The organism is Streptomyces composti, assembly GCF_012034205.1.
GTDB lineage: Bacteria > Actinomycetota > Actinomycetes > Streptomycetales > Streptomycetaceae > Streptomyces > Streptomyces composti.
The window spans coordinates 43,447-62,126 of record NZ_JAATEM010000015.1 but is presented as its reverse complement, the minus strand read 5'-3'; the positions used below and the strand labels follow the sequence as shown (position 1 = coordinate 62,126).

At 73.6% G+C, this 18,680-nt stretch carries 16 protein-coding genes; 12 read left to right on the top strand and 4 right to left on the bottom strand.

What is annotated here, in order from left to right; genetic code table 11:
• Positions 1-783: 783 nt before the first annotated feature.
• Genes HCJ93_RS30030 through HCJ93_RS14040 form a run of 3 tightly spaced genes read left to right on the top strand, consistent with a single transcriptional unit; the run spans position 784 to position 3,864 of the window.
• Positions 784-1,629, top strand: coding sequence for a DUF5819 family protein (locus tag HCJ93_RS30030; RefSeq protein ID WP_309141404.1), 846 nt, complete (start codon positions 784-786; stop codon positions 1,627-1,629).
• Positions 1,626-3,035, top strand: coding sequence for an HTTM domain-containing protein (locus HCJ93_RS14045; protein WP_240967594.1), 1,410 nt, complete (start codon positions 1,626-1,628; stop codon positions 3,033-3,035). The genes HCJ93_RS30030 and HCJ93_RS14045 overlap by 4 nt, the downstream gene beginning before the upstream one ends.
• 10 nt (positions 3,036-3,045) lie before the next feature.
• Positions 3,046-3,864, top strand: a complete 819-nt coding sequence (locus tag HCJ93_RS14040; protein ID WP_167994951.1) for a TrmH family RNA methyltransferase — start codon at positions 3,046-3,048, stop codon at positions 3,862-3,864.
• A 70-nt stretch (positions 3,865-3,934) separates the two neighbouring features.
• Here HCJ93_RS14040 and paaN read toward each other — a convergent pair whose 3' ends face one another.
• The gene (gene paaN, locus HCJ93_RS14035) at positions 3,935-5,626 is read right to left on the bottom strand and encodes a phenylacetic acid degradation protein PaaN (protein ID WP_167994949.1); all 1,692 of its coding nucleotides are present in this window, start codon (positions 5,624-5,626) and stop codon (positions 3,935-3,937) included.
• 158 nt (positions 5,627-5,784) lie between these two features.
• On the opposite strand from paaN, the gene HCJ93_RS14030 reads away from it, so the two are divergent.
• The 3 genes from HCJ93_RS14030 to HCJ93_RS14020 all read left to right on the top strand — a co-directional run bounded on the left by HCJ93_RS14030 (position 5,785) and on the right by HCJ93_RS14020 (position 8,555).
• Positions 5,785-7,305 (top strand): 3-hydroxyacyl-CoA dehydrogenase, encoded by a 1,521-nt coding sequence (locus tag HCJ93_RS14030; protein ID WP_167994938.1) that lies wholly within the window; start codon positions 5,785-5,787, stop codon positions 7,303-7,305.
• The gene (locus HCJ93_RS14025; RefSeq protein ID WP_167994936.1) at positions 7,302-7,946 is read left to right on the top strand and encodes a TetR/AcrR family transcriptional regulator; all 645 of its coding nucleotides are present in this window, start codon (positions 7,302-7,304) and stop codon (positions 7,944-7,946) included. Before HCJ93_RS14030 ends, HCJ93_RS14025 begins: the two co-directional genes overlap by 4 nt.
• A 138-nt stretch (positions 7,947-8,084) precedes the next feature.
• On the top strand, positions 8,085-8,555 hold the full coding sequence (locus HCJ93_RS14020) for a hypothetical protein (protein WP_167994934.1): 471 nt from the start codon (positions 8,085-8,087) through the stop codon (positions 8,553-8,555).
• Between the two features lie 220 nt (positions 8,556-8,775).
• Here HCJ93_RS14020 and HCJ93_RS14015 read toward each other — a convergent pair whose 3' ends face one another.
• Positions 8,776-9,261, bottom strand: a complete 486-nt coding sequence (locus HCJ93_RS14015; protein WP_167996116.1) for an Lrp/AsnC family transcriptional regulator — start codon at positions 9,259-9,261, stop codon at positions 8,776-8,778.
• A 190-nt stretch (positions 9,262-9,451) separates the two neighbouring features.
• Between HCJ93_RS14015 and pdhA the strand changes: the two genes are divergently transcribed.
• The 6 genes from pdhA (at position 9,452) to HCJ93_RS13985 (ending at position 16,639) form a co-directional block, all read left to right on the top strand.
• On the top strand, positions 9,452-10,594 hold the full coding sequence (gene pdhA / locus HCJ93_RS14010; RefSeq protein ID WP_167994932.1) for a pyruvate dehydrogenase (acetyl-transferring) E1 component subunit alpha: 1,143 nt from the start codon (positions 9,452-9,454) through the stop codon (positions 10,592-10,594).
• A complete protein-coding gene (locus HCJ93_RS14005) occupies positions 10,591-11,595 on the top strand; it encodes an alpha-ketoacid dehydrogenase subunit beta (protein WP_167994930.1) in 1,005 nt (334 codons plus the stop codon). The genes pdhA and HCJ93_RS14005 overlap by 4 nt, the downstream gene beginning before the upstream one ends.
• Positions 11,595-13,112: a dihydrolipoamide acetyltransferase family protein gene (locus HCJ93_RS14000; protein WP_167994928.1), complete on the top strand. Its 1,518-nt coding sequence runs from the start codon at positions 11,595-11,597 to the stop codon at positions 13,110-13,112. Before HCJ93_RS14005 ends, HCJ93_RS14000 begins: the two co-directional genes overlap by 1 nt.
• Positions 13,113-13,239: 127 nt before the next feature.
• On the top strand, positions 13,240-14,199 hold the full coding sequence (locus HCJ93_RS13995) for an NTP transferase domain-containing protein (protein ID WP_167994926.1): 960 nt from the start codon (positions 13,240-13,242) through the stop codon (positions 14,197-14,199).
• On the top strand, positions 14,196-15,545 hold the full coding sequence (locus HCJ93_RS13990; RefSeq protein ID WP_167994924.1) for a molybdopterin molybdotransferase MoeA: 1,350 nt from the start codon (positions 14,196-14,198) through the stop codon (positions 15,543-15,545). Before HCJ93_RS13995 ends, HCJ93_RS13990 begins: the two co-directional genes overlap by 4 nt.
• Positions 15,542-16,639 carry a potassium channel family protein gene (locus HCJ93_RS13985; protein ID WP_167994922.1) on the top strand — a complete coding sequence of 366 codons (1,098 nt, stop codon included), beginning with the start codon at positions 15,542-15,544 and terminating at the stop codon, positions 16,637-16,639. Before HCJ93_RS13990 ends, HCJ93_RS13985 begins: the two co-directional genes overlap by 4 nt.
• 86 nt (positions 16,640-16,725) lie before the next feature.
• Here the strand turns inward: HCJ93_RS13985 and HCJ93_RS13980 are convergent, their stop codons facing one another.
• Together HCJ93_RS13980 and HCJ93_RS13975 are read right to left on the bottom strand one after the other, a co-directional pair.
• Positions 16,726-17,574 (bottom strand): ABC transporter permease, encoded by an 849-nt coding sequence (locus HCJ93_RS13980; RefSeq protein WP_167994920.1) that lies wholly within the window; start codon positions 17,572-17,574, stop codon positions 16,726-16,728.
• Complete coding sequence (locus HCJ93_RS13975) at positions 17,571-18,599, bottom strand: ATP-binding cassette domain-containing protein (RefSeq protein WP_167994918.1); 1,029 nt, start codon at positions 18,597-18,599, stop codon at positions 17,571-17,573. Before HCJ93_RS13975 ends, HCJ93_RS13980 begins: the two co-directional genes overlap by 4 nt.
• Positions 18,600-18,680 lie beyond the last annotated feature (81 nt).

The window sequence follows — 18,680 nt, the reverse complement described above, 5'->3', positions numbered from 1 at the left end:
CGGACCGGCCGCACGGACTGGGCTCGGACGGCCTGAGCTGAGTACCGTTCCGTGCGATGCGGAGGAGCGCGATCCACAGGGGCCCGGAGGAGGCCGGGAACTCGTAGGAGCCCGAGGAAGCCCACGGGAACCCGACGGAGCCCACGGGATCCCGAGGGAAACCAGGGAGGCCACGGGTTCCTGAGGGAGGCCGCGGGAGCGCTGAGGACCGCAGTAAATCAGCGAGCGGGTGGCGCGGCCGCCGGGCCTCGCGGCTGATCGGCCGCCGGACGGTGGCGGCGAGGGAACGAGACCGTGGGACGGGGCGGAATGGACGCGTACGACGAGGGCTCGGACGCCCGGCGCGGGCCGGGTGAGCCGAACGGTCCCGACGCGCGCCGCGGCCGGCCGGATCCCGCACCGGACACCGCCTCCGACTCCGGCCACACCGCGTCCCGGATACCGCCGGGGCAGCAGGCCCCGCAGCAGCCGGGCTCGCCACGGCAGGCCGCCCAGCGGTCGGTTTCCGGACAGCCGGTCTCCGGCGAGGGGCCGGCCGGCGACGACGGTCCGGCCACGTCGACCACTCCGGCCGCTGCGGACGGCAGGGAACCGGCACCCACGCGGGCCGGCGGCGACGGCGATGCCGCCGTACCGCACGGCGGCGACGGCGATGCCGCCGTACCGCACGGCGGCGACGGCGATGCCGCCGTACCGCACGGCGGCGACGGCGATGCCGCCGTACCGCACGGCGCCGACGCCGACGCCGACGGCCCCGGCACCGTCCCGCCCCCGCCCGCGCGGGTGGCCGCACCCGCGCCCAAGCCCTCCTCCCCCACCCCAGGCTGGACCCTCGTCACCCCCCGCCCGGTCTCCGCCCCCTCCCGCGAGCCGTCACCCCCACCACCCCCGGTCCCAGCCGCCGACCCTCCGACCGGCATAGCCGCCCTGTCGCTGCGCTACCGGATCGCCGCCGCCGTGGCGCTGGCCGCCGTCGCCGTCACCGTGTGTGCGCATCTCGGGATGACCTTCCTGCACGTGGCTCCGCCCAACACGGTCAGCAAGCAGCACGGCGACGTGATCGAGGAGTGGATCTACCCCGAGTTCGAGCAGAACTGGAAGCTGTTCGCGCCGAATCCGCTGCAGCAGAACATCGCGGTCCAGGTCCGCGCCGAGATAGGCACCCCGGACGGGGGAGTGCGCACCACCCGCTGGTACGACCTGTCCGCCGAGGACGGCCGGGCCATCGACGGCAATCCGCTGCCCAGCCACACGCAGCAGAACGAGCTGCGCCGCGCGTGGGACTTCTTCGTCGCGACCCATGACGACAAGAACCGTCCGGTCGGGCTGCGCGGTGCGCTCTCCGAGACCTACCTGCGCCGGATCGCCCTGCTCCGCCTGGACCGGGCGGGCGCGGCCGGCGACGGCGGTGTGATCCAGCAGGTGCAGATCCGCTCCCGCACCACGAACGTCCCGCCCCCGAAGTGGAGCGACGAGAAGATCTCCACGACGCCGGTGTACCGCACCCTGCCCTGGTGGTCCGTGCCGAAGGACTCCGAAGGCTCCGAGGACTCCGGAGGCTCCGAAGGCTCCGAGGACTCCGGAGGCTCCGAGGGCTCCGGGGACACGGCGCGCGGAGGTGCCGGATGAACCGTCTCTCGCTGGCGGTCTCCGCCCTGATCGCACGCGTGGCCGACTCCGCTGCCGGCCCCTGTCAGACCGCCGTGCTCCGCATCGGCTTCAGCCTGACCTGGCTGCTGTTCCTGCTGCGCGAGTTCCCGCACCGCCACGAGCTGTACGGGCCCGACGGCCCCTGGAGCTCGGACCTGGCCGAGCAGCTGGTCGGCTCGAACGGCGCGTTCACCGCGCTGCTGTGGTTCGACGGGCGGGGCTGGTTCGAGTTCCTCTACGCGCTGGCGATGCTGTGGAGCGTGCTGCTGCTGCTCGGCTGGCGCACCCGCACCATGTCCGTGCTGTTCATGGTGGGCGTGCTGTCGCTGCAGAACCGCAGCATCTTCATGGGCGACGGCGGCGACAACGTGCTGCACCTGATGGCCGTGTACCTGGTGTTCACGCGGTGCGGTCAGGTGTGGTCCCTGGACGCCCGGCGCGCCCGCCGTCAGGCGGCGGCCCTGGCGCGCGGCGAGCGGGTGCGGGACCGGGCGGGACCGGCGCTGTGGGTGGTGTTCGGCGTGCTGCTGCTCGCCATGACGCTCGCGGGCCGGATGGACGACGGCGAACGCCTGATCCCCGTCCTGCTCTGGACGGTCTGGACCGCGCAGGCCCTGTGGTGGCTGGCCGGGCGCCTCGGCCGGAACCCGCAGCCGCGGATTCTGCTGGACGTCGTCGCCAACATCGTGCACAACGGCGCCCTGCTGGTGATCATGGCCGAGGCGTGTCTGATCTATGCCACGGCCGGCTGGTACAAGGTGCAGGGCTCCCGCTGGCAGGACGGCACGGCCGTCTACTACCCGCTGCAACTGAAGTACTTCTCCCCCTGGCCGGGCCTCGCCGACCTGCTGTCCTCCAGCGGCACGCTGGTGATGCTGATGAGCTACGGCACGGTCATCGTGCAGGTCGCCTTCCCGTTCACGCTGTTCAACCGGCGGGTGAAGAACGTCCTGCTGGCGCTGATGATCACCGAGCACGCGGTGATCGCGGTGGTGCTGGGGCTGCCGTTCTTCTCGCTGGCGATGATCGCGGTGGACATGGTCTTCCTGCCGACGTCCTTCCTGCGCCGCCTGGGCGACGGAGCGGCACGCGCACGGGCCCGGCTGCTCGGGCGCGGCCCCACGGGCGGCCCGCCCCTCCCCCGGCAGCGGCTCCCGGAGCAACGGCTCGCGGAGCAGGGCACCCCGCAGCAGGGCACCCCGCGGCAGGGTTCGCACCCGGCGCCTCCTCTCCCCCCGCAACGCCTCCCGGACGACCCCGCCCGGGACGCGCGGCAGACCCGGAACGCTCAGGGCTCCGCCCCCGAGCCCGCTCCGCACGCCTCCGCCCCCGGGACCGAGCCCTCCTCTCGCGCACCCGAGGGGCGCCCGCGTCCGCGCACGTAGGCTGCTGGGCATGACCGACTCCCGGGGCACGTCCCACCAGGGCCAGGGCACGTCCGGCCGAGGCGAGCCGGCGACCTCCGCGGCGGACGCCGTGGCGGTCTGGCGCCGTACGGCCGGCGGTGCCGTCCTGCTCGACGGCTTCCACGCCCTCAAGCACGCGCTGCGCTTCGGCGCCGAGGTCCCCGTCGCGGTCGCCGCCGACAAGGCCGCCGCGCTCGCCCTGGCCGGTGAGCTGGCCCCGGACGTCCGGGACACGCTGGCCGGGCTGCTGACCGAGGTGCCGCAGGAGACGTACGCCTCGCTGGTCCCGCGCCCGCACCCCACCGCCATGGCCGCCCTGGCCGTACGGCCGTCCCGTGCCGGCAACCTGGAGCGGCTGACCCGGACTCCGCGCACCGCACCGGTCGTGGTCCTCGACCAGCCGCGCAACCTGGGCAACGCCGGGGCCGTGATCCGGCTGGCCGCCGGCTTCGGGGCGACCGGGGTCGTCACCACCGGCACGCTCGACCCCTGGCATCCCACCGTGGTGCGCGGCGGGGCGGGGCTGCACTTCGCGACCGCCGTGGAGCGGCTGACCGTGGGCGAGCTGCCCTCGGGCCCGCTGTTCGCGCTGGACCCGGAGGGCGAGGACATCCGCTCGCTGAAGCTGCCCGACGACGCGTTGCTCGCCTTCGGTTCCGAGCGCACCGGGCTCACGCCCGCTCTGCGGGCGCGGGCGGACCATCTGGTGGCGCTGCCGATGCGCCCCCAGGTCTCCAGCTACAACCTCGCCACCAGCGTGGCGATGACGCTGTACCACTGGAGTGCCTTCGGGGGCGCACCCTCCTGAAACCCGGGCCGGGCCTTCAGGTGATCGGGCCCGGCCTCAGACCGTCAGGTGTCAGCTCCCCGCAGCAGGCTCACGCCTCCCTGCGCACCTCGACCACCCGGAAGCGGTTGGCGACGAACGCTCCGTCGCACAGGGCCGCGTTGGCGGCCGGGTTGCCGCCGGAGCCGTGGAAGTCGGAGAAGGCGGCCGTCTGGTTGACGTACACCCCGCCGGTGAGGTTGAGGGAGAGCTGGGCGGCCTCCTCCAGGCAGACCTCGCGCACCCCGTCCTCGACCTCGGGGGAGGTGGTGTAGGCGCCGACGGTCATGGCGCCCTTCTCCCGGATGGTGCGCCGCAGCAGCTCCAGCGCGTCGCCGGCGGAGTCGACCGCGACCGCGAAGGAGACCGGGCCGAAGCACTCGCTCATGTAGGCGGCCTCGGCGTCGGGCTTGGAGCCGTCCAGCTTCACGATCACCGGGGTGCGCACCACCGCGCCCGGGAACTCCGGGTTGGTGATCTCACGGGAGGCGAGGGCGACCTCGCCGAGTCCGGCGGCGGCCTCCAGGCGGGCCTTGACGTCCGGGTTGACGATCGCGCCGAGCAGGGCGTTGGCGCGGGCGTCGTCCCCGAGCAGACCGTCGACCGCCTGGGCCAGGTCGGCGACGACCTCGTCGTAGGACTTGGGGCCCTGGTCGGTGCTGATGCCCTCGCGGGGGATCAGCAGGTTCTGCGGGGTGGTGCACATCTGGCCGCTGTACAGGGACAGCGAGAACGCCAGGTTGGAGAGCATGCCCTTGTAGTTGTCGGTGGACTCGACGAGCACCGTGTTGACGCCGGCCTTCTCCGTGTACACCTGTGCCTGGCGGGCGTTGGTCTCCAGCCAGTCGCCGAACTCGGTGGAGCCGGTGTAGTCGATGATCCGGATCTCGGGGCGGGTGGCCAGGGTCTTGGCGATGCCCTCGCCGGGACGCTCGGCGGCGAGCGCGACCAGGTTGGGGTCGAAGCCGGCCTCGGCGAGCACCTCGCGCGCCACCTGCACGGTCAGGGCGAGCGGCAGCACCGCCCGCGGGTGCGGCTTGACCAGCACGGCGTTGCCGGTGGCGAGGGAGGCGAACAGGCCCGGGTAGCCGTTCCACGTCGGGAAGGTGTTGCAGCCGATGACCAGGCCGATGCCGCGCGGGACGGGGACGAACTGCTTGGTCAGCGCGAGCGGGTCGCGCTTGCCCTGGGGCTTGGTCCACTCGGCGGTGTCGGGGGTGCGGACCTGCTCCACGTAGGCGTAGGCCACCGCCTCCAGGCCGCGGTCCTGGGCGTGCGGGCCGCCCGCCTGGAACGCCATCATGAACGCCTGGCCGGAGGTGTGCATGACCGCGTGCGCGAACTCGTGCGTCCGGTTGCTGATCCGCTTGAGGATCTCCAGACAGACCACCGCCCGCACCTCCGCGCCGGCGTCGCGCCAGGCGCGCATCCCCGCCTTCATGGCGGGCAGCAGCACGTCCAGGTCGGCGTGCGGGTAGCTGGTGCCCAGCTCGATGCCGTAGGGGGAGGTCTCGCCGTCGACCCAGCCGTCGGTGCCGGGCTGGCCGAGGTCGATGCGGGTGCCGAGCAGGGCGTCGAAGGCCGCCTTGCCCGCGGCCAGGTCCAGGCTGCCGTTCTCCCCGTAGGCCTTGGGGTGCTCGGGGTGGGGGGACCAGTACGCGCGGGTGCGGATCGCTTCGAGCGCCTGGTCCAGGGTGGGCCGGTGCCGGGCGATCAGCTCGTGCGCGGTCAGTTCGGCGGCCATACGGGACCAACTCCTCGTCTTCAGAACTCTTCGTCGAGTTCCTGACCTGGCAGAAAGGTGGGCAGGAATGCGCGGTCAGAGCTAGAGTAACCGAACGATCGGTCGGGACAAGGGGGTCCGCCGCATCTGTGGAAAACCCGTGCGGGAGGATCGCGCTCATGACAGCACTCGACCTCAGCAGCTCCGTGGCCGTCGTCGGCACCGGCACCATGGGCCAGGGAATCGCCCAGGTCGCGCTGGTCGCGGGCCACTCCGTGCGGCTCTACGACGCCGCGCCCGGCCGGGCCAGGGAGGCGGCCGAAGCGATAGGCGCCCGCCTCGACCGGCTCGTCGAGAAAGAACGGCTCACCCCCGCCGACCGGGACGCCGCCCGGGCCCGGCTGACGCCCGTGGACGACCTCGCCTCGCTCGCCGGCTGCACGCTGGTGGCGGAGGCCGTCCTGGAGCGCCTCGACGTCAAGCAGGAGCTGTTCCGGGCGCTGGAGGACGTCGTCGGCGACGACTGCCTCCTGGCCACCAACACCTCCTCCCTGTCCGTCACCGCCATCGGCGGCGCCCTGCGGGTGCCGGGACGCTTCGTCGGCCTGCACTTCTTCAACCCGGCGCCGCTCATGCCGCTGGTCGAGGTGGTCTCCGGCTTCGCCACCGACCCCGCCTGCGCCGAGCGTGCCCGTGAGACCGCCCGCGCCTGGGGCAAGACCCCGGTCGCCTGCGCCGACACCCCCGGCTTCGTCGTCAACCGCATCGCCCGGCCCTTCTACGCCGAGGCCTTCGCCGTGTACGAGTCACAGGGCGCCGACCCGGCCACCGTCGACGCGGTGCTGCGCGAGTCCGGGGGCTTCCGGATGGGCGCCTTCGAGCTCACCGACCTGATCGGGCAGGACGTCAACGAGTCCGTCACCCACTCGGTGTGGCAGTCGTTCTTCCAGGATGTGCGGTTCACCCCCTCGCTGGCCCAGCGTCGCCTGGTCGAGTCCGGCAGGCTCGGCCGCAAGAGCGGCCACGGCTGGTACGACTACCGCGACGGCGCCGAACGCCCCGAGCCGCACACCGCGCCGCGGACCCCGGCGCCCGCGCAGGTCACCGCCGAGGGCGACCTCGGCCCGGCCGCCGAACTGCTCACGCTGATCCGCGAGGCGGGCATCCAGGTGCGCGAGGAGAAGCCCGCCGCCGGCGGTCGCGCCGCCCTGGTGCTGCCCGGCGGCGGACGCCTCGCCCTCGCCGACGGGCGGACCACGGCCGAGTCCGGCGACGTCGTCCACTTCGACCTCGCCCTCGACTACCGCAGGGCCACACGCATCGCCCTGGCGCACCACCGGAACACTCCCGAGCGGACCGTCGCCGAGGCCACCGGGCTGTTCCAGGCGCTCGGCAAGCAGGTCAGCGTCATCGGCGACGTCCCCGGCATGATCGTCGCGCGGACGGTGGCGCGGATCATCGACCTGGCGCACGACGCCGCCGCCAAGGGCGTGGCCACCGAGGAGGACATCGACACCGCGATGCGTCTCGGCGTCAACTACCCTCTGGGGCCCTTCGAGTGGGACCGCAAGCTCGGCCGCACATGGGCCTGCTCCCTCCTCGACGAGCTGCACCGGCGCGACGCCTGCGGCCGGTACGCGCCGTCGCTCGCGCTGTACCGGCACGCCTACGCCACCGAGAAGCGGGAGGGCACCCCATGACCACCGCCAAACGCGACAGCAACACCGGCACCGGCACCAACGCCGGCACCAGGCGGGACACCTACACCCCGGAGACCCTGCTGTCCGTCGCCGTGCAGGTGTTCAACGAGCGCGGCTACGACGGCACCTCCATGGAGCATCTGTCCAAGGCGGCCGGGATCTCCAAGTCGTCGATATACCACCACGTCTCCGGCAAGGAGGAGCTGCTGCGTCGGGCGGTGAGCCGGGCGCTGGACGAGCTGTTCGGCATCCTCGACGAGGAGCAGGCCCGTCTGGGGCGCCCCGCCGAGCGGCTCGAGTACGTGGTGCGGCGCATGGTCGAGGTGCTCATCGCCGAACTTCCTTACGTCACGCTGCTGCTGAGGGTGCGGGGCAACACCGGCACCGAGCGCTGGGCGCTGGACCGGCGGCGCGAGTTCGACCACCGGGTGGCCGAGATGGTGAAGGAGGCGGCGGCCGACGGGGACGTACGCGGCGACATCGACGCGGGTCTGGTGACCCGGCTGGTCTTCGGCATGATCAACTCGATCGTCGAGTGGTACCGGCCCGATGTGCGCGGCATGAGCGAGCGCGAGGTGGCCGACGCGGTGGCCCAGCTCGCGTTCGGGGGACTGCGCAGGGCGGCCGACGGGCGCGGGTGAGCTCCGCAGGCCCGGAGGACGTGAGGAACAGCGGTGCACCTCCCCGCCGGGAGGATGCGCGTGAGGACCGGCCGGTGCACCTCCCCGCCGGGGAAATTCGGTGGGCGGCGCCCGCCCCGCGGCTTACCATCGCTCCCGATGGACATCTCCTTCCGGAAGCTGCCGGACAACCAGCACGAGATCCTGGTTCGGCGTGAGAAGGGGCCGGACGTCCGGCTGCCCGCCCACCCCGACGGACCGAAGATGCCGCACGACCTGGTCCACGCGGTGGTGGAGACCGCCCTCGGGATCGACGACGGCTTCTGGGGCGCGATGGCGCGCGGCGCCACCTTCCTGGGCTTCGAGCTGGTCACGCCCGGGCGGCACCGCCGGTCCGGCATGAAGGTGCTGCGCCGGGGCGGGGACGCGGTGATGGACGCCGAGCTGCGCGTGGCCTGGGCCTACCGGGTGTGGAGCGGCCTGCCCGTCGAGGGCCGCGGCGTCGGGAAGGCGCCGCTCGACGCGGCGGCGCTGGCCAGGACCGGGCCGCGGCTGGACGCCGCCGCCGAACGCTGGGCCGCGGTGCCGGTGGGCGGCGAGCTGCTCTGGCGCTGGGGAGTGGACCGCTGACGGGCCGGCGGCACTGGGTGGTGGACCGCTGGCGGACCGGCGGCACCGGGTGGTGACCGCTGACGGGCCGGCGGCGCTGGGGAGTGGACCGCTGGCGGGCCGGCGGCACTGGGTGGTGGACCGCTGGCGGACCGGCGGCACCGGGTGGTGACCGCTGACGGGTCGGCCGGGCCGGCAGGGGCCGCTCGCGCGGGCCGCTCATACGTGCCGCCCCTCCGCCTCACCCCTGCGGTTCCAGGTCCTCCTCCTCGAACACCAGCAGCGTGCGGGTGCTGAGCACCTCGGGGATCGCCTGGAGGCGGGTGAGGACCAGCTCGCGCAGCGCCCGGTTGTCGGGGGTGTGCACCAGCAGCAGGACGTCGAAGTCCCCGCCCACCAGAGCGATGTGCGAGGCGCCGGGAAGCTGCCGCAGCTGCTCGCGCACCGTGCGCCAGGAGTTCTGCACGATCTTCAGGGTGATGTAGGCGGAGGTGCCGTGGCCGGCCCGCTCGTGGTCGACGCGGGCGCCGAAGCCACGGATCACGCCGTCCTCGACGAGCCGGTTGATCCGTGCGTAGGCGTTGGCCCGTGAGACGTGCACCCGTTCGGCGACCGACCGTATGGAGGCGCGGCCGTCCGCCTGCAGGATGCGGAGGATGTCCTGATCGATCGCGTCCAGCGGCCGCGGCGGCGGCAGCTGGCCCGCCCCCTCCGGCCCCCCGGCCATTTGTTCAGAAGTCACCCGCCCCCGCCTCTCTCCTGTGGACGTCCTGCATTCATCTCAGGCCCGGCGGAACCGTTTGTCCACAGCCTGGTGCCACCCGTAGCCAAAATGTGCCGGCGACCGAACAATCGGTTGGTGAGGCGCGTCACAGGCGACGCGCCTGGCCGAGTTGCTCCCACGAGGAGGTGCCGTCATGACGGTCATGGAGCAGCGGGGTGCCTACCGGCCGACCCCGCCGCCCGCCTGGCAGCCCCGCACGGACCCCGCGCCGCTGCTGCCCGACGCGGAGCCCCACCGGGTGCTCGGCACCGAGGCGGCGGCCAAGGCCGACCCGGAGCTGCTGCGCCGGCTGTACGCCGAACTGGTGAAGGGACGCCGCTACAACGCGCAGGCCACCGCCCTCACCAAGCAGGGCCGTCTCGCGGTCTACCCCTCGAGCACCGGCCAGGAGGCCTGCGAGGTCGCCGCCGCGCTCGTCCTCGAGGAACGTGACTGGCTCTTCCCCAGCTACCGCGACACGCTCGCCGTGGTCGCCCGCGGCGTGGACCCGGTCGAGGCGCTCACCCTGCTGCGCGGCGACTGGCACACCGGCTACGACCCCTACGAGCACCGGGTGGCCCCGCTGAGCACCCCGCTCGCCACCCAGCTGCCGCACGCGGTGGGCCTCGCGCACGCCGCCCGGCTCAAGGGCGACGACGTGGTGGCGCTCGCCATGGTCGGCGACGGCGGCACCAGCGAGGGCGACTTCCACGAGGCGCTGAACTTCGCCGCCGTCTGGCAGGCCCCGGTGGTCTTCCTCGTCCAGAACAACGGCTTCGCCATCTCCGTCCCGCTCGCCAAGCAGACCGCCGCGCCGTCCCTGGCGCACAAGGCGGTCGGCTACGGCATGCCGGGCCGCCTGGTCGACGGCAACGACGCCGCCGCCGTGCACGAGGTGCTCACCGACGCCGTGCGGCACGCCCGCTCCGGCGGCGGCCCGGTCCTGGTGGAGGCCATCACCTACCGGGTGGAGGCGCACACCAACGCCGACGACGCCACCCGCTACCGCGGCGACGCCGAGGTGGAGACCTGGAAGCAGCACGACCCGATCCAGCTGCTCGAGCGCGAGCTGACCGCGCGCGGCCTGCTCGACGAGGACGGCATCGCCGCCGCCCGCCAGGACGCCGAGACCATGGCGGCCTCGCTGCGCGAGCGGATGAACCAGGACCCCGCCCTCGACCCCATGGACCTCTTCGCCCACGTCTACGCCGAGCCCACTCCGCAGCTGCGGGAGCAGCAGGCCCAGCTCAGGGCCGAGCTGGAGGCGGAGGCCGAGTCGGAAGGGACCCAGCGATGACGACTGTCGCCGTCAAGCCGGCCACCATGGCGCAGGCCCTCACGCGCGCCCTGCGCGACGCCATGGCCGACGACCCGTCCGTGCACGTCATGGGCGAGGACGTCGGCACCCTCGGCGGCGTCTTCCGGATCACCGACGGCCTCGCCAAGGAGTTCGGCGAGGACCGCTGCACGGACACCCCGCTGGCCGAGGCGGGCATCCTCGGCACCGCGGTCGGCATGGCGATGTACGGGCTGCGGCCGGTGGTGGAGATGCAGTTCGACGCCTTCGCCTACCCGGCGTTCGAGCAGCTGGTCAGCCATGTCTCCCGGATGCGCAACCGCACCCGCGGCAAGATGCCGCTGCCCGTCACCATCCGCATCCCCTACGGCGGCGGCATCGGCGGCGTGGAGCACCACAGCGACTCCTCCGAGGCGTACTACATGGCGACGCCCGGCCTGCACGTCGTCACCCCCGCCACCGTCGCCGACGCCTACGGACTGCTGCGCGCCGCCATCGCCTCCGACGATCCGGTGGTCTTCCTCGAGCCCAAGCGGCTCTACTGGTCGAAGGACTCCTGGAACCCGGAGGAGCCGGCGCCGGTCGAGCCGATCGGCCGTGCCGTGGTGCGGCGGCAGGGACGCAGCGCCACACTGATCACCTACGGGCCGTCCGTGCCCGTCTGCCTGGAGGCGGCCGAGGCGGCACGGGCCGAGGGCTGGGACCTCGAGGTCGTCGACCTGCGCTCGCTGGTGCCGTTCGACGACGAGACGGTGGCCGCCTCGGTGCGGCGCACCGGGCGCGCGGTCGTGGTCCACGAGTCGGGCGGTTTCGGCGGCCCGGGCGGGGAGATCGCCGCACGGGTCACCGAGCGCTGCTTCCACTACCTGGAGGCGCCGGTGCTGCGCGTGGCCGGGTTCGACATCCCGTACCCGCCGCCGATGCTGGAGCGCCATCACCTGCCGGGAGTGGACCGGATCCTGGACGCCGTGGGGCGTCTGCAATGGGAGGCCGAGGGCTGATGGCACAGGTGCTGGAGTTCAAGCTCCCCGACCTGGGTGAAGGGCTCACCGAGGCGGAGATCGTGCGCTGGCTGGTCGAGGTCGGTGACGTGGTCACCGTGGACCAGCCCGTCGTCGAGGTCGAGACGGCCAAGGCGATGGTCGAGGTGCCCTGCCCCTACGGGGGTGTGGTCACCGCCCGCTTCGGCGAGGAGGGCACCGAACTGCCCGTCGGCGCGCCGCTGCTGACGGTCGCGGTGGGGGAGCCGTCCGAGGGCGGCCCGGCCGGCGGCGGGCAGGGCGAGCCGGGCGCCGCGGCCGGGGGCACCCGCGCGCAGGGCGAGGGCTCCCGCCCGGAAGGCCCGCGTGCCGAGGGCTCCCGTTCGGACGGGGCGCGTGCGGATGGCTCCTCGGTGGAGGACTCCCGGGCGGAGGGCTCGGGCAATGTCCTCGTCGGCTACGGCACCTCCGAGGCACCGGCCCGCCGCCGCAGGGTGCGGCCCGCCAGGCCCGTCCCGGCCGCCCCGGCGCAGCCCGCGGGCAGCGGCCCGGCGTCCGGCAGGAGCGCCGCCCGGCGGGAGCCCGTGGACGGTCCCGTCCCGGTGATCTCGCCGCTGGTGCGCAGACTGGCCCGGCAGAACGGCCTGGACCTGCGCTCGATGACCGGCTCGGGACCGGACGGGCTGATCATGCGCGCGGACGTGGAGAAAGCGCTGCGCGCCGCTTCCGCCCAGGGAGTCCGGACAGCCCAGGCGGCCCAGGGCGCCCCGGTGCGGGAGCGGCCCGCTCCCGCGGCGCAGACCACCGCCCAGGCCGCCGCCGCGGGCACGGCCCAGGGCGTCTCGGCGGGCGTCACCCGCATCCCGCTGAAGGGCATCCGCGGCGCCGTCGCCGACAAGCTCTCCCGCAGCCGCAGCGAGATCCCGGACGCCACCTGCTGGGTGGACGCGGACGCCACCGAGCTGATGCGCACCCGCGCCGCGATGAACGCCGCCGGCGGCCCGAAGATCTCCGTGCTGGCGCTGCTGGCCCGGATCTGTACCGCCGCCCTGGCCCGCTTCCCCGAGCTGAACTCCTCGGTCGACACCGAGACCAGGGAGATCGTCCGCTACCCGGAGGTGCACCTCGGGTTCGCCGCGCAGACCGACCGGGGACTGGTCGTCCCCGTGGTCCGGGACGCCCACCGGAGGGACGCGGAGTCGCTCACCGCGGAGTTCGCCCGGCTCACCGAGGCGGCCCGCGCCGGGACGCTCACCCCCGCGGAGCTCACCGGCGGCACGTTCACGCTGAACAACTACGGCGTCTTCGGCGTCGACGGCTCCACCCCGATCATCAACCACCCCGAGGCCGCGATGCTCGGCGTCGGCCGCATCGTCCCCAAGCCGTGGGTGCACGAGGGCGAACTGGCCGTGCGTCAGGTGGTGCAGCTCTCGCTCACCTTCGACCACCGGGTGTGCGACGGCGGCACCGCGGGCGGCTTCCTGCGGTACGTGGCCGACTGCGTGGAGCAGCCGGCGGTCCTGCTGCGCACGCTGTGACCACCGTCGTGGTGCACACCCCGTGCCCGATCGCGCTGTACGGCTCGTGACCGTCCTGCCGCGCAGTCTGTGACGTGCCCGGCCCCCGCGTTCCCTGTGATCGCGGGGGCCGCGCATACTCGGGGGTGTGAGCGAACTCGAGCGTCCCGGAGGTCCGGGCGGCGGCGCACCCGCCTACGACGCCGTCGTGCTCGCCGGCGGGGCCGCGCGCCGGCTCGGCGGGGCGGACAAGCCCGCCGTGCGGGTCGGCGGCCGCACGCTGCTCGACCGGGTGCTCACCGCCTGCGCCGGCGCCCGCACCACCGTGGTCGTCGCCGATCCCCGGCCCACCGTGAGGCCCGTCGTCTGGGCGCGCGAGGAACCGCCGGGTGGCGGACCGCTCGCCGCGCTGGACGCCGGCCTCGGGCACACCACGGCGGAGCACGCCCTGCTGCTCTCCGCCGACCTGCCGTTCCTGGACGCCCGCACCGTGCGGGAGCTGCTCACCGCGCTGCGCGGCACCGGCGCCGACGGCGTCCAGCTCACCGACGCGGACGGCCGCGAGCAGCCGCTGGTCGCCGCCTACCGGACCTCCGCGCTGCGCCGCGAACTGGGCGCGCTCGCCTCCGCGCACGGCGCGCTGGCCGGGCTGCCGCTGCGCCGGCTGACCGCCCGGCTCGACCTCACCCGACTCTCCGGCCCGGTGGCGTCCTTCGACTGCGACACCTGGGACGACATCGCCACCGCCAGGGCACGCATCAGGGAGCATGGGCACGTGTTGGATGAATGGATCTCCGCAGTCAAGGACGAGCTGGGCATCGACCTGGACGTCGACACCGGCCTGCTGCTGGACCTCGCCCGGGACGCCGCCCACGGTGTCGCGCGGCCGGCGGCGCCGCTGACCACCTTCCTGGTCGGGTACGCCGCGGCCAGGGCGGGCGGTGACCGCGAGGCCGTCGCCGACGCCGCCCGCAGGGCCGCCGCCCTCGCCGCCCGCTGGGCCGACGAGACCACTGCGGACGGCGCCCCGCCCGCACCCGCGACCGGCGCCCCCTCCGGGGACGTCGCCCCGGACGCCACCCCCGACACCCGCCCGGACACGAGATGAACACGCACCCCGCCCGGGCCGGCGAGGACGCCGACGACCTCGACGTCGAGGAGGCGCTCGCCCTCGTGAACGACAACCGCCGCACGGCCGGCCGGTCCCCGGGCACGGGCCACGGAGACGAACGGCACCGGAACGCCACCGACTGGTCCGACGCCCGGGCCGCCGCCGAGCTCGCGGGCCGCCGCACGGGCCGCCGCGGTCCCGTCCAGGTGCCCCTGGCCGAGGCGCTGGGCCTCACCCTGGCCGCACCCCTCACCGCCCTCACCGACCTGCCCTCCTTCGACACCTCGGCGATGGACGGCTGGGCGGTCTCCGGCCCCGGACCCTGGGACGTGCGGGAGCAGGGCGTCCTCGCCGGGCACACCGCGCACGCACCGCTCACCGACGGCGAGGCCGTGCGCATCGCCACCGGTGCCCGCATCCCGCCGGACACCACCGCCGTGCTGCGCACCGAGCACGGCCGCCTCGACGACAAGGGCCGGCTGCACGTCGCCGTGCCCCAGGAGCAGAACACGATCTCGCACGGCCAGGACATCCGCCCCCGGGGCCAGGAGTGCCGCGACGGCGACCACCTGCTGCCCGCGGGGGCGGTGGTGACCCCGGCCGTGATCGGACTCGCCGCGGCGGCCGGCTACGACACCCTCGCCACGGTGCCCCGGCCCCGCGCCGACGTCCTCGTGCTGGGCGACGAACTGCTCTCCGAGGGCCTCCCCCGCGAGGGGCTGATCCGGGACGCGCTCGGACCGATGCTGCCGGGCTGGCTGCGTGCCCTGGGCGCCGAGGTCACCTCGATCCGCCGGGTCCCCGACGACGAGGACGCCCTGCACGAGGCGATCACCGCCTCCGGCGCCGAGGTTCTCGTCACCACCGGCGGCACCGCCTCCGGCCCCGTCGACCACGTCCATCCCACCCTGCGCCGCATCGGCGCCGAGCTGCTGGTGGACGGCGTGCGGGTGCGCCCCGGCCACCCCATGCTGCTGGCCCGCATCACGGAGAACCAGCACCTGGTCGGGCTGCCCGGCAATCCGCTGGCCGCCGTCTCCGGGCTGCTCACCCTCGCCGAGCCGCTGCTGCGCACCCTGGCGGCACGGCCCGCTCCCGAGCCGTATGCGCTGCCGCTGCGGGACGGCGTGCAGGGGCATCCGGACCACACCCGGCTGATCCCCGTGGCGCTGCGCGACGACCACGCGATGCCTCTGCTGTACAACGGGCCGGCCATGCTGCGGGGTGTCGCCGCGGCGGACGCGCTCGCCGTGGTGCCGCCGGGCGGTGCACGGCCGGGCCAGGAGGCCGCCATGCTCGACCTGCCCTGGGCGGCGGGTGGAATCGGGGTGTGTTTCACGTGAAACTTCCGGGTCAGGACGTCATCGCACGCCAGGCGGACGAACACCTGGTGACTCACCGGGTGACGCTCCCCAGGAAGATGGTGGAGCATCCCATCCGTCAGGTCGGCAAGCGCCTGCTGATGGCCCTGCTGGTGCTGGTGGTGACCGCCTTCGTCGTCTATGCCGACCGGGGCGGCTACGACGACAACGCCGACGGAAGCCTCGATCTGCTCGACTGCTTCTACTACGCGACCGTCACGCTCTCCACCACCGGCTACGGCGACATCACCCCGGTGAGCGACGCGGCCCGGCTCACCAACATCCTCGTCATCACGCCGCTGCGCGTGCTGTTCCTGATCATCCTGGTCGGCACCACCCTCGAGGCGCTCACCGAGCGCACCCGTGAGGAGTGGCGACTGAACCGCTGGAGGTCCACGTTGCGCGATCACACCGTCGTCGTCGGATACGGCACCAAGGGCAGGTCGGCGATCAAGACCGTCTGCGCGACGGGGCTCCGCAAGGAGCAGGTCGTGGTCGTCGACCCCAGCAACAAGGCGATCGACGCCGCCACGGCCGACGGCTTCGCGGGCGTCGTCGGCGACGCCACCCGCAGCGAAGTCCTCAAGCGGGCCGAGGTGTTCCGGGCCAAGCAGGTCATCATCGCCACCCAGCGCGACGACACCGCGGTGCTGGTGGCGCTCACGGCCCGCCAGCTCAACCGCAATGCCAAGATCGTGGCCGCGGTGCGGGAGGAGGAGAACGCGCCGCTGCTGAAGCAGTCGGGCGCGGACGCGGTCATCACCAGCGCCAGCGCGGCCGGCCGGCTGCTCGGCCTGTCCGTGCTCAGTCCCGCCGCCGGCATGGTGATGGAGGATCTCATCCAGCAGGGCACCGGCCTCGACATCGTCGAACGCCCGGCGATAAAGGCCGAGGTGGGCAAGACGCCCCGCGAACTCGACGACCTGGTGGTGAGCGTGGTCCGCGGCCACCGCGTCCTCGGCTACGACGACCCGGACGTCGGCACGGTCCAGCTCACCGACCGCCTCATCACCATCGTCCGCGCCACCCCGGTCACCCAGGTCACCCCGGACGTCCGCCCCTTGCCCCGGCCGTAGCAGCGGTGCGTCCCCGGCGATGGGCCCAGTGGCGTCACCGAGGACGAACGGCGCGGTCCTGACAGCGAGGGCGAACGCCCCCGGCCCTACTTGCGGTTGTACAGCCGCATGGTGATCGGGCCGAAGATCAGGACGAACAGGGCCGACCAGCCCAGGGACCAGGCGATCTCGCCGGCCGGCCAGTCGCCGGCCATCAGGCCGCGGACGGCCGAGGCGAGGTGGGTGACGGGGCTGTTGTTGACGAAGGCCTGCAGCCAGCCCGGCATGGTGCTCGGCTCCACGAAGACATTGGACAGGAACGTCAGCGGGAAGATCACCATCATGCTGACGCCCATCACCGACTTCTCGGTGCGCAGCAGCAGACCGAACATGGTCCAGATCCACGAGAAGGCGAACGAGAACAGCACCAGCAGGGCGATCCCGGCGACCACGCCGGCGATCCCGCCGCCCGGGCGGAAGCCCAGGATCAGGCCGACGGTGAGCATCACCACGGACGCCAGGGTGTAGCGCAGGGCGTCGCCCAGCAGATAGCCGACCATGGTCGAGGGACGCCAGATCGGCAGGCTGCGGAAGCGGTCGAACACGCCCTTCTCGATGTCCGTGTTGACCGAGACGCCGGTGTACATCGTGATCATCACGACCGACATCACCAGGATGCCCGGCAGCAGGAACTGGATGTACTCCCGCGGCGATCCGGCCAGCGCCCCGCCGAACAGGTACGTGTACATCAGCACCAGCATGATCGGGAAGGCGGTGACGTCGAAGAGCTGCTCCGGCACATGCTTGATCTTCAGCATCGCCCGCCAGCCGAAGGTGAGCGAGGCCTGCCAGGCGCTGGGCCGGGGCGGGCGCTCCTTGGCGACCAGCAGTTCGGTGAGGGAGTCGGTGCGGACCGGGGCGAGTTCGGTGCTCTCGGTGGTCGTCGCGGTGCTCATGCCGCCACCTCGTCCTTCGCGTCGTGGGAGCCGGATGCTGCGGAGCCGGACGTGCGGGTGTCGTGTCCGGTGAGGGCGAGGAACACCTCGTCCAGGCTGGGCTGGCCCAGCGAGAAGTTGTCGACGGTGATGCCGGCGGCGGACAGTTCGTTCAGCGCCCGGGCGGCCTGCTCGGCGGCGGTGTCCTGGCCGGCGGCCGCCGAGAGCCGGGCGGTCAGCGCCACCGGGTCGGGCTCGGCCTGCACCTGCGCGTCCAGGGTGCGGCGCAGCAGGTCGGCCGCCTGCGCCCGTTGGACGGGATCGCGCAGCCGCAGATGGACGGATCCGGCACCGACGGACGCCTTCAGCTCGCCCTTGGTGCCCTCGGCGATCACCTTGCCGTGGTCGATGACCGCGATCCGGGACGCCAGCTGGTCGGCCTCGTCCAGGTACTGCGTGGTCAGCAGCACCGTGGTGCCCTGGGCGACCACCGCGCGCACGATGTCCCACACCTGGTTGCGGCTGCGCGGGTCCAGACCGGTCGTCGGCTCGTCCAGGAACAGCAGGTCGGGGGTGTTGAGGATGGACGCGGCGATGTCGATGCGGCGCCGCATGCCGCCCGAGTAGTGCTTCACCTGCTTGCCGGCCGCCTCGGTGAGGCCGAAGGCCTCCAGCAGCTGGGCGGCGCGGGTGCGGGCGGCGGGCCTGCCGTGACCGAGGAGCCGGGCCAGCAGTACCAGGTTCTCGGTGCCGGTGAGGTCCTCGTCCACCGAGGCGTACTGGCCGGTGAGGCTCACCCGGCCGCGTACCTCGTCGGCCTCGCGCACGACGTCGTGCCCGAAGACATGGGCCTCACCGCCGTCCGGGCGCAGCAGTGTGGCGAGCATCTTCACGGTGGTGGTCTTGCCGGCCCCGTTCGGGCCGAGGACGCCGTACACCGTGCCGGCCGGTACGGCGAGATCCACGCCGTCCACGGCCCGGGTCTCACCGAAGGTCTTCACCAGGCCGGCGGTCTCGATCGCCAGGCCGGACGTCTGCGTGCTCATGCTTCGGGTCCTTCCGCGTGCTGGGCTACGCATGGACAGACCCTCACGGTCGCGCAGACTCATCGCTCACGCATTCGGATT

Excerpts from the sequence above, each read along its gene's own strand:
- paaN (WP_167994949.1), bottom strand. The coding sequence starts at position 5,626 with ATGGCCGCCGAACTGACCGCGCACGAGCTGATCGCCCGGCACCGGCCC.
- pdhA (WP_167994932.1), top strand. The coding sequence starts at position 9,452 with ATGACGGTCATGGAGCAGCGGGGTGCCTACCGGCCGACCCCGCCGCCC.
- HCJ93_RS14000 (WP_167994928.1), top strand. The coding sequence starts at position 11,595 with ATGGCACAGGTGCTGGAGTTCAAGCTCCCCGACCTGGGTGAAGGGCTC.
- HCJ93_RS14045 (WP_240967594.1), top strand. The coding sequence starts at position 1,626 with ATGAACCGTCTCTCGCTGGCGGTCTCCGCCCTGATCGCACGCGTGGCC.
- HCJ93_RS13990 (WP_167994924.1), top strand. The coding sequence starts at position 14,196 with ATGAACACGCACCCCGCCCGGGCCGGCGAGGACGCCGACGACCTCGAC.
- HCJ93_RS14030 (WP_167994938.1), top strand. The coding sequence starts at position 5,785 with ATGACAGCACTCGACCTCAGCAGCTCCGTGGCCGTCGTCGGCACCGGC.
- HCJ93_RS13975 (WP_167994918.1), bottom strand. The coding sequence starts at position 18,599 with ATGAGCACGCAGACGTCCGGCCTGGCGATCGAGACCGCCGGCCTGGTG.
- HCJ93_RS14015 (WP_167996116.1), bottom strand. The coding sequence starts at position 9,261 with ATGGCCGGGGGGCCGGAGGGGGCGGGCCAGCTGCCGCCGCCGCGGCCG.
- HCJ93_RS13980 (WP_167994920.1), bottom strand. The coding sequence starts at position 17,574 with ATGAGCACCGCGACGACCACCGAGAGCACCGAACTCGCCCCGGTCCGC.
- HCJ93_RS14025 (WP_167994936.1), top strand. The coding sequence starts at position 7,302 with ATGACCACCGCCAAACGCGACAGCAACACCGGCACCGGCACCAACGCC.
- HCJ93_RS14020 (WP_167994934.1), top strand. The coding sequence starts at position 8,085 with ATGGACATCTCCTTCCGGAAGCTGCCGGACAACCAGCACGAGATCCTG.
- HCJ93_RS14040 (WP_167994951.1), top strand. The coding sequence starts at position 3,046 with ATGACCGACTCCCGGGGCACGTCCCACCAGGGCCAGGGCACGTCCGGC.
- HCJ93_RS14005 (WP_167994930.1), top strand. The coding sequence starts at position 10,591 with ATGACGACTGTCGCCGTCAAGCCGGCCACCATGGCGCAGGCCCTCACG.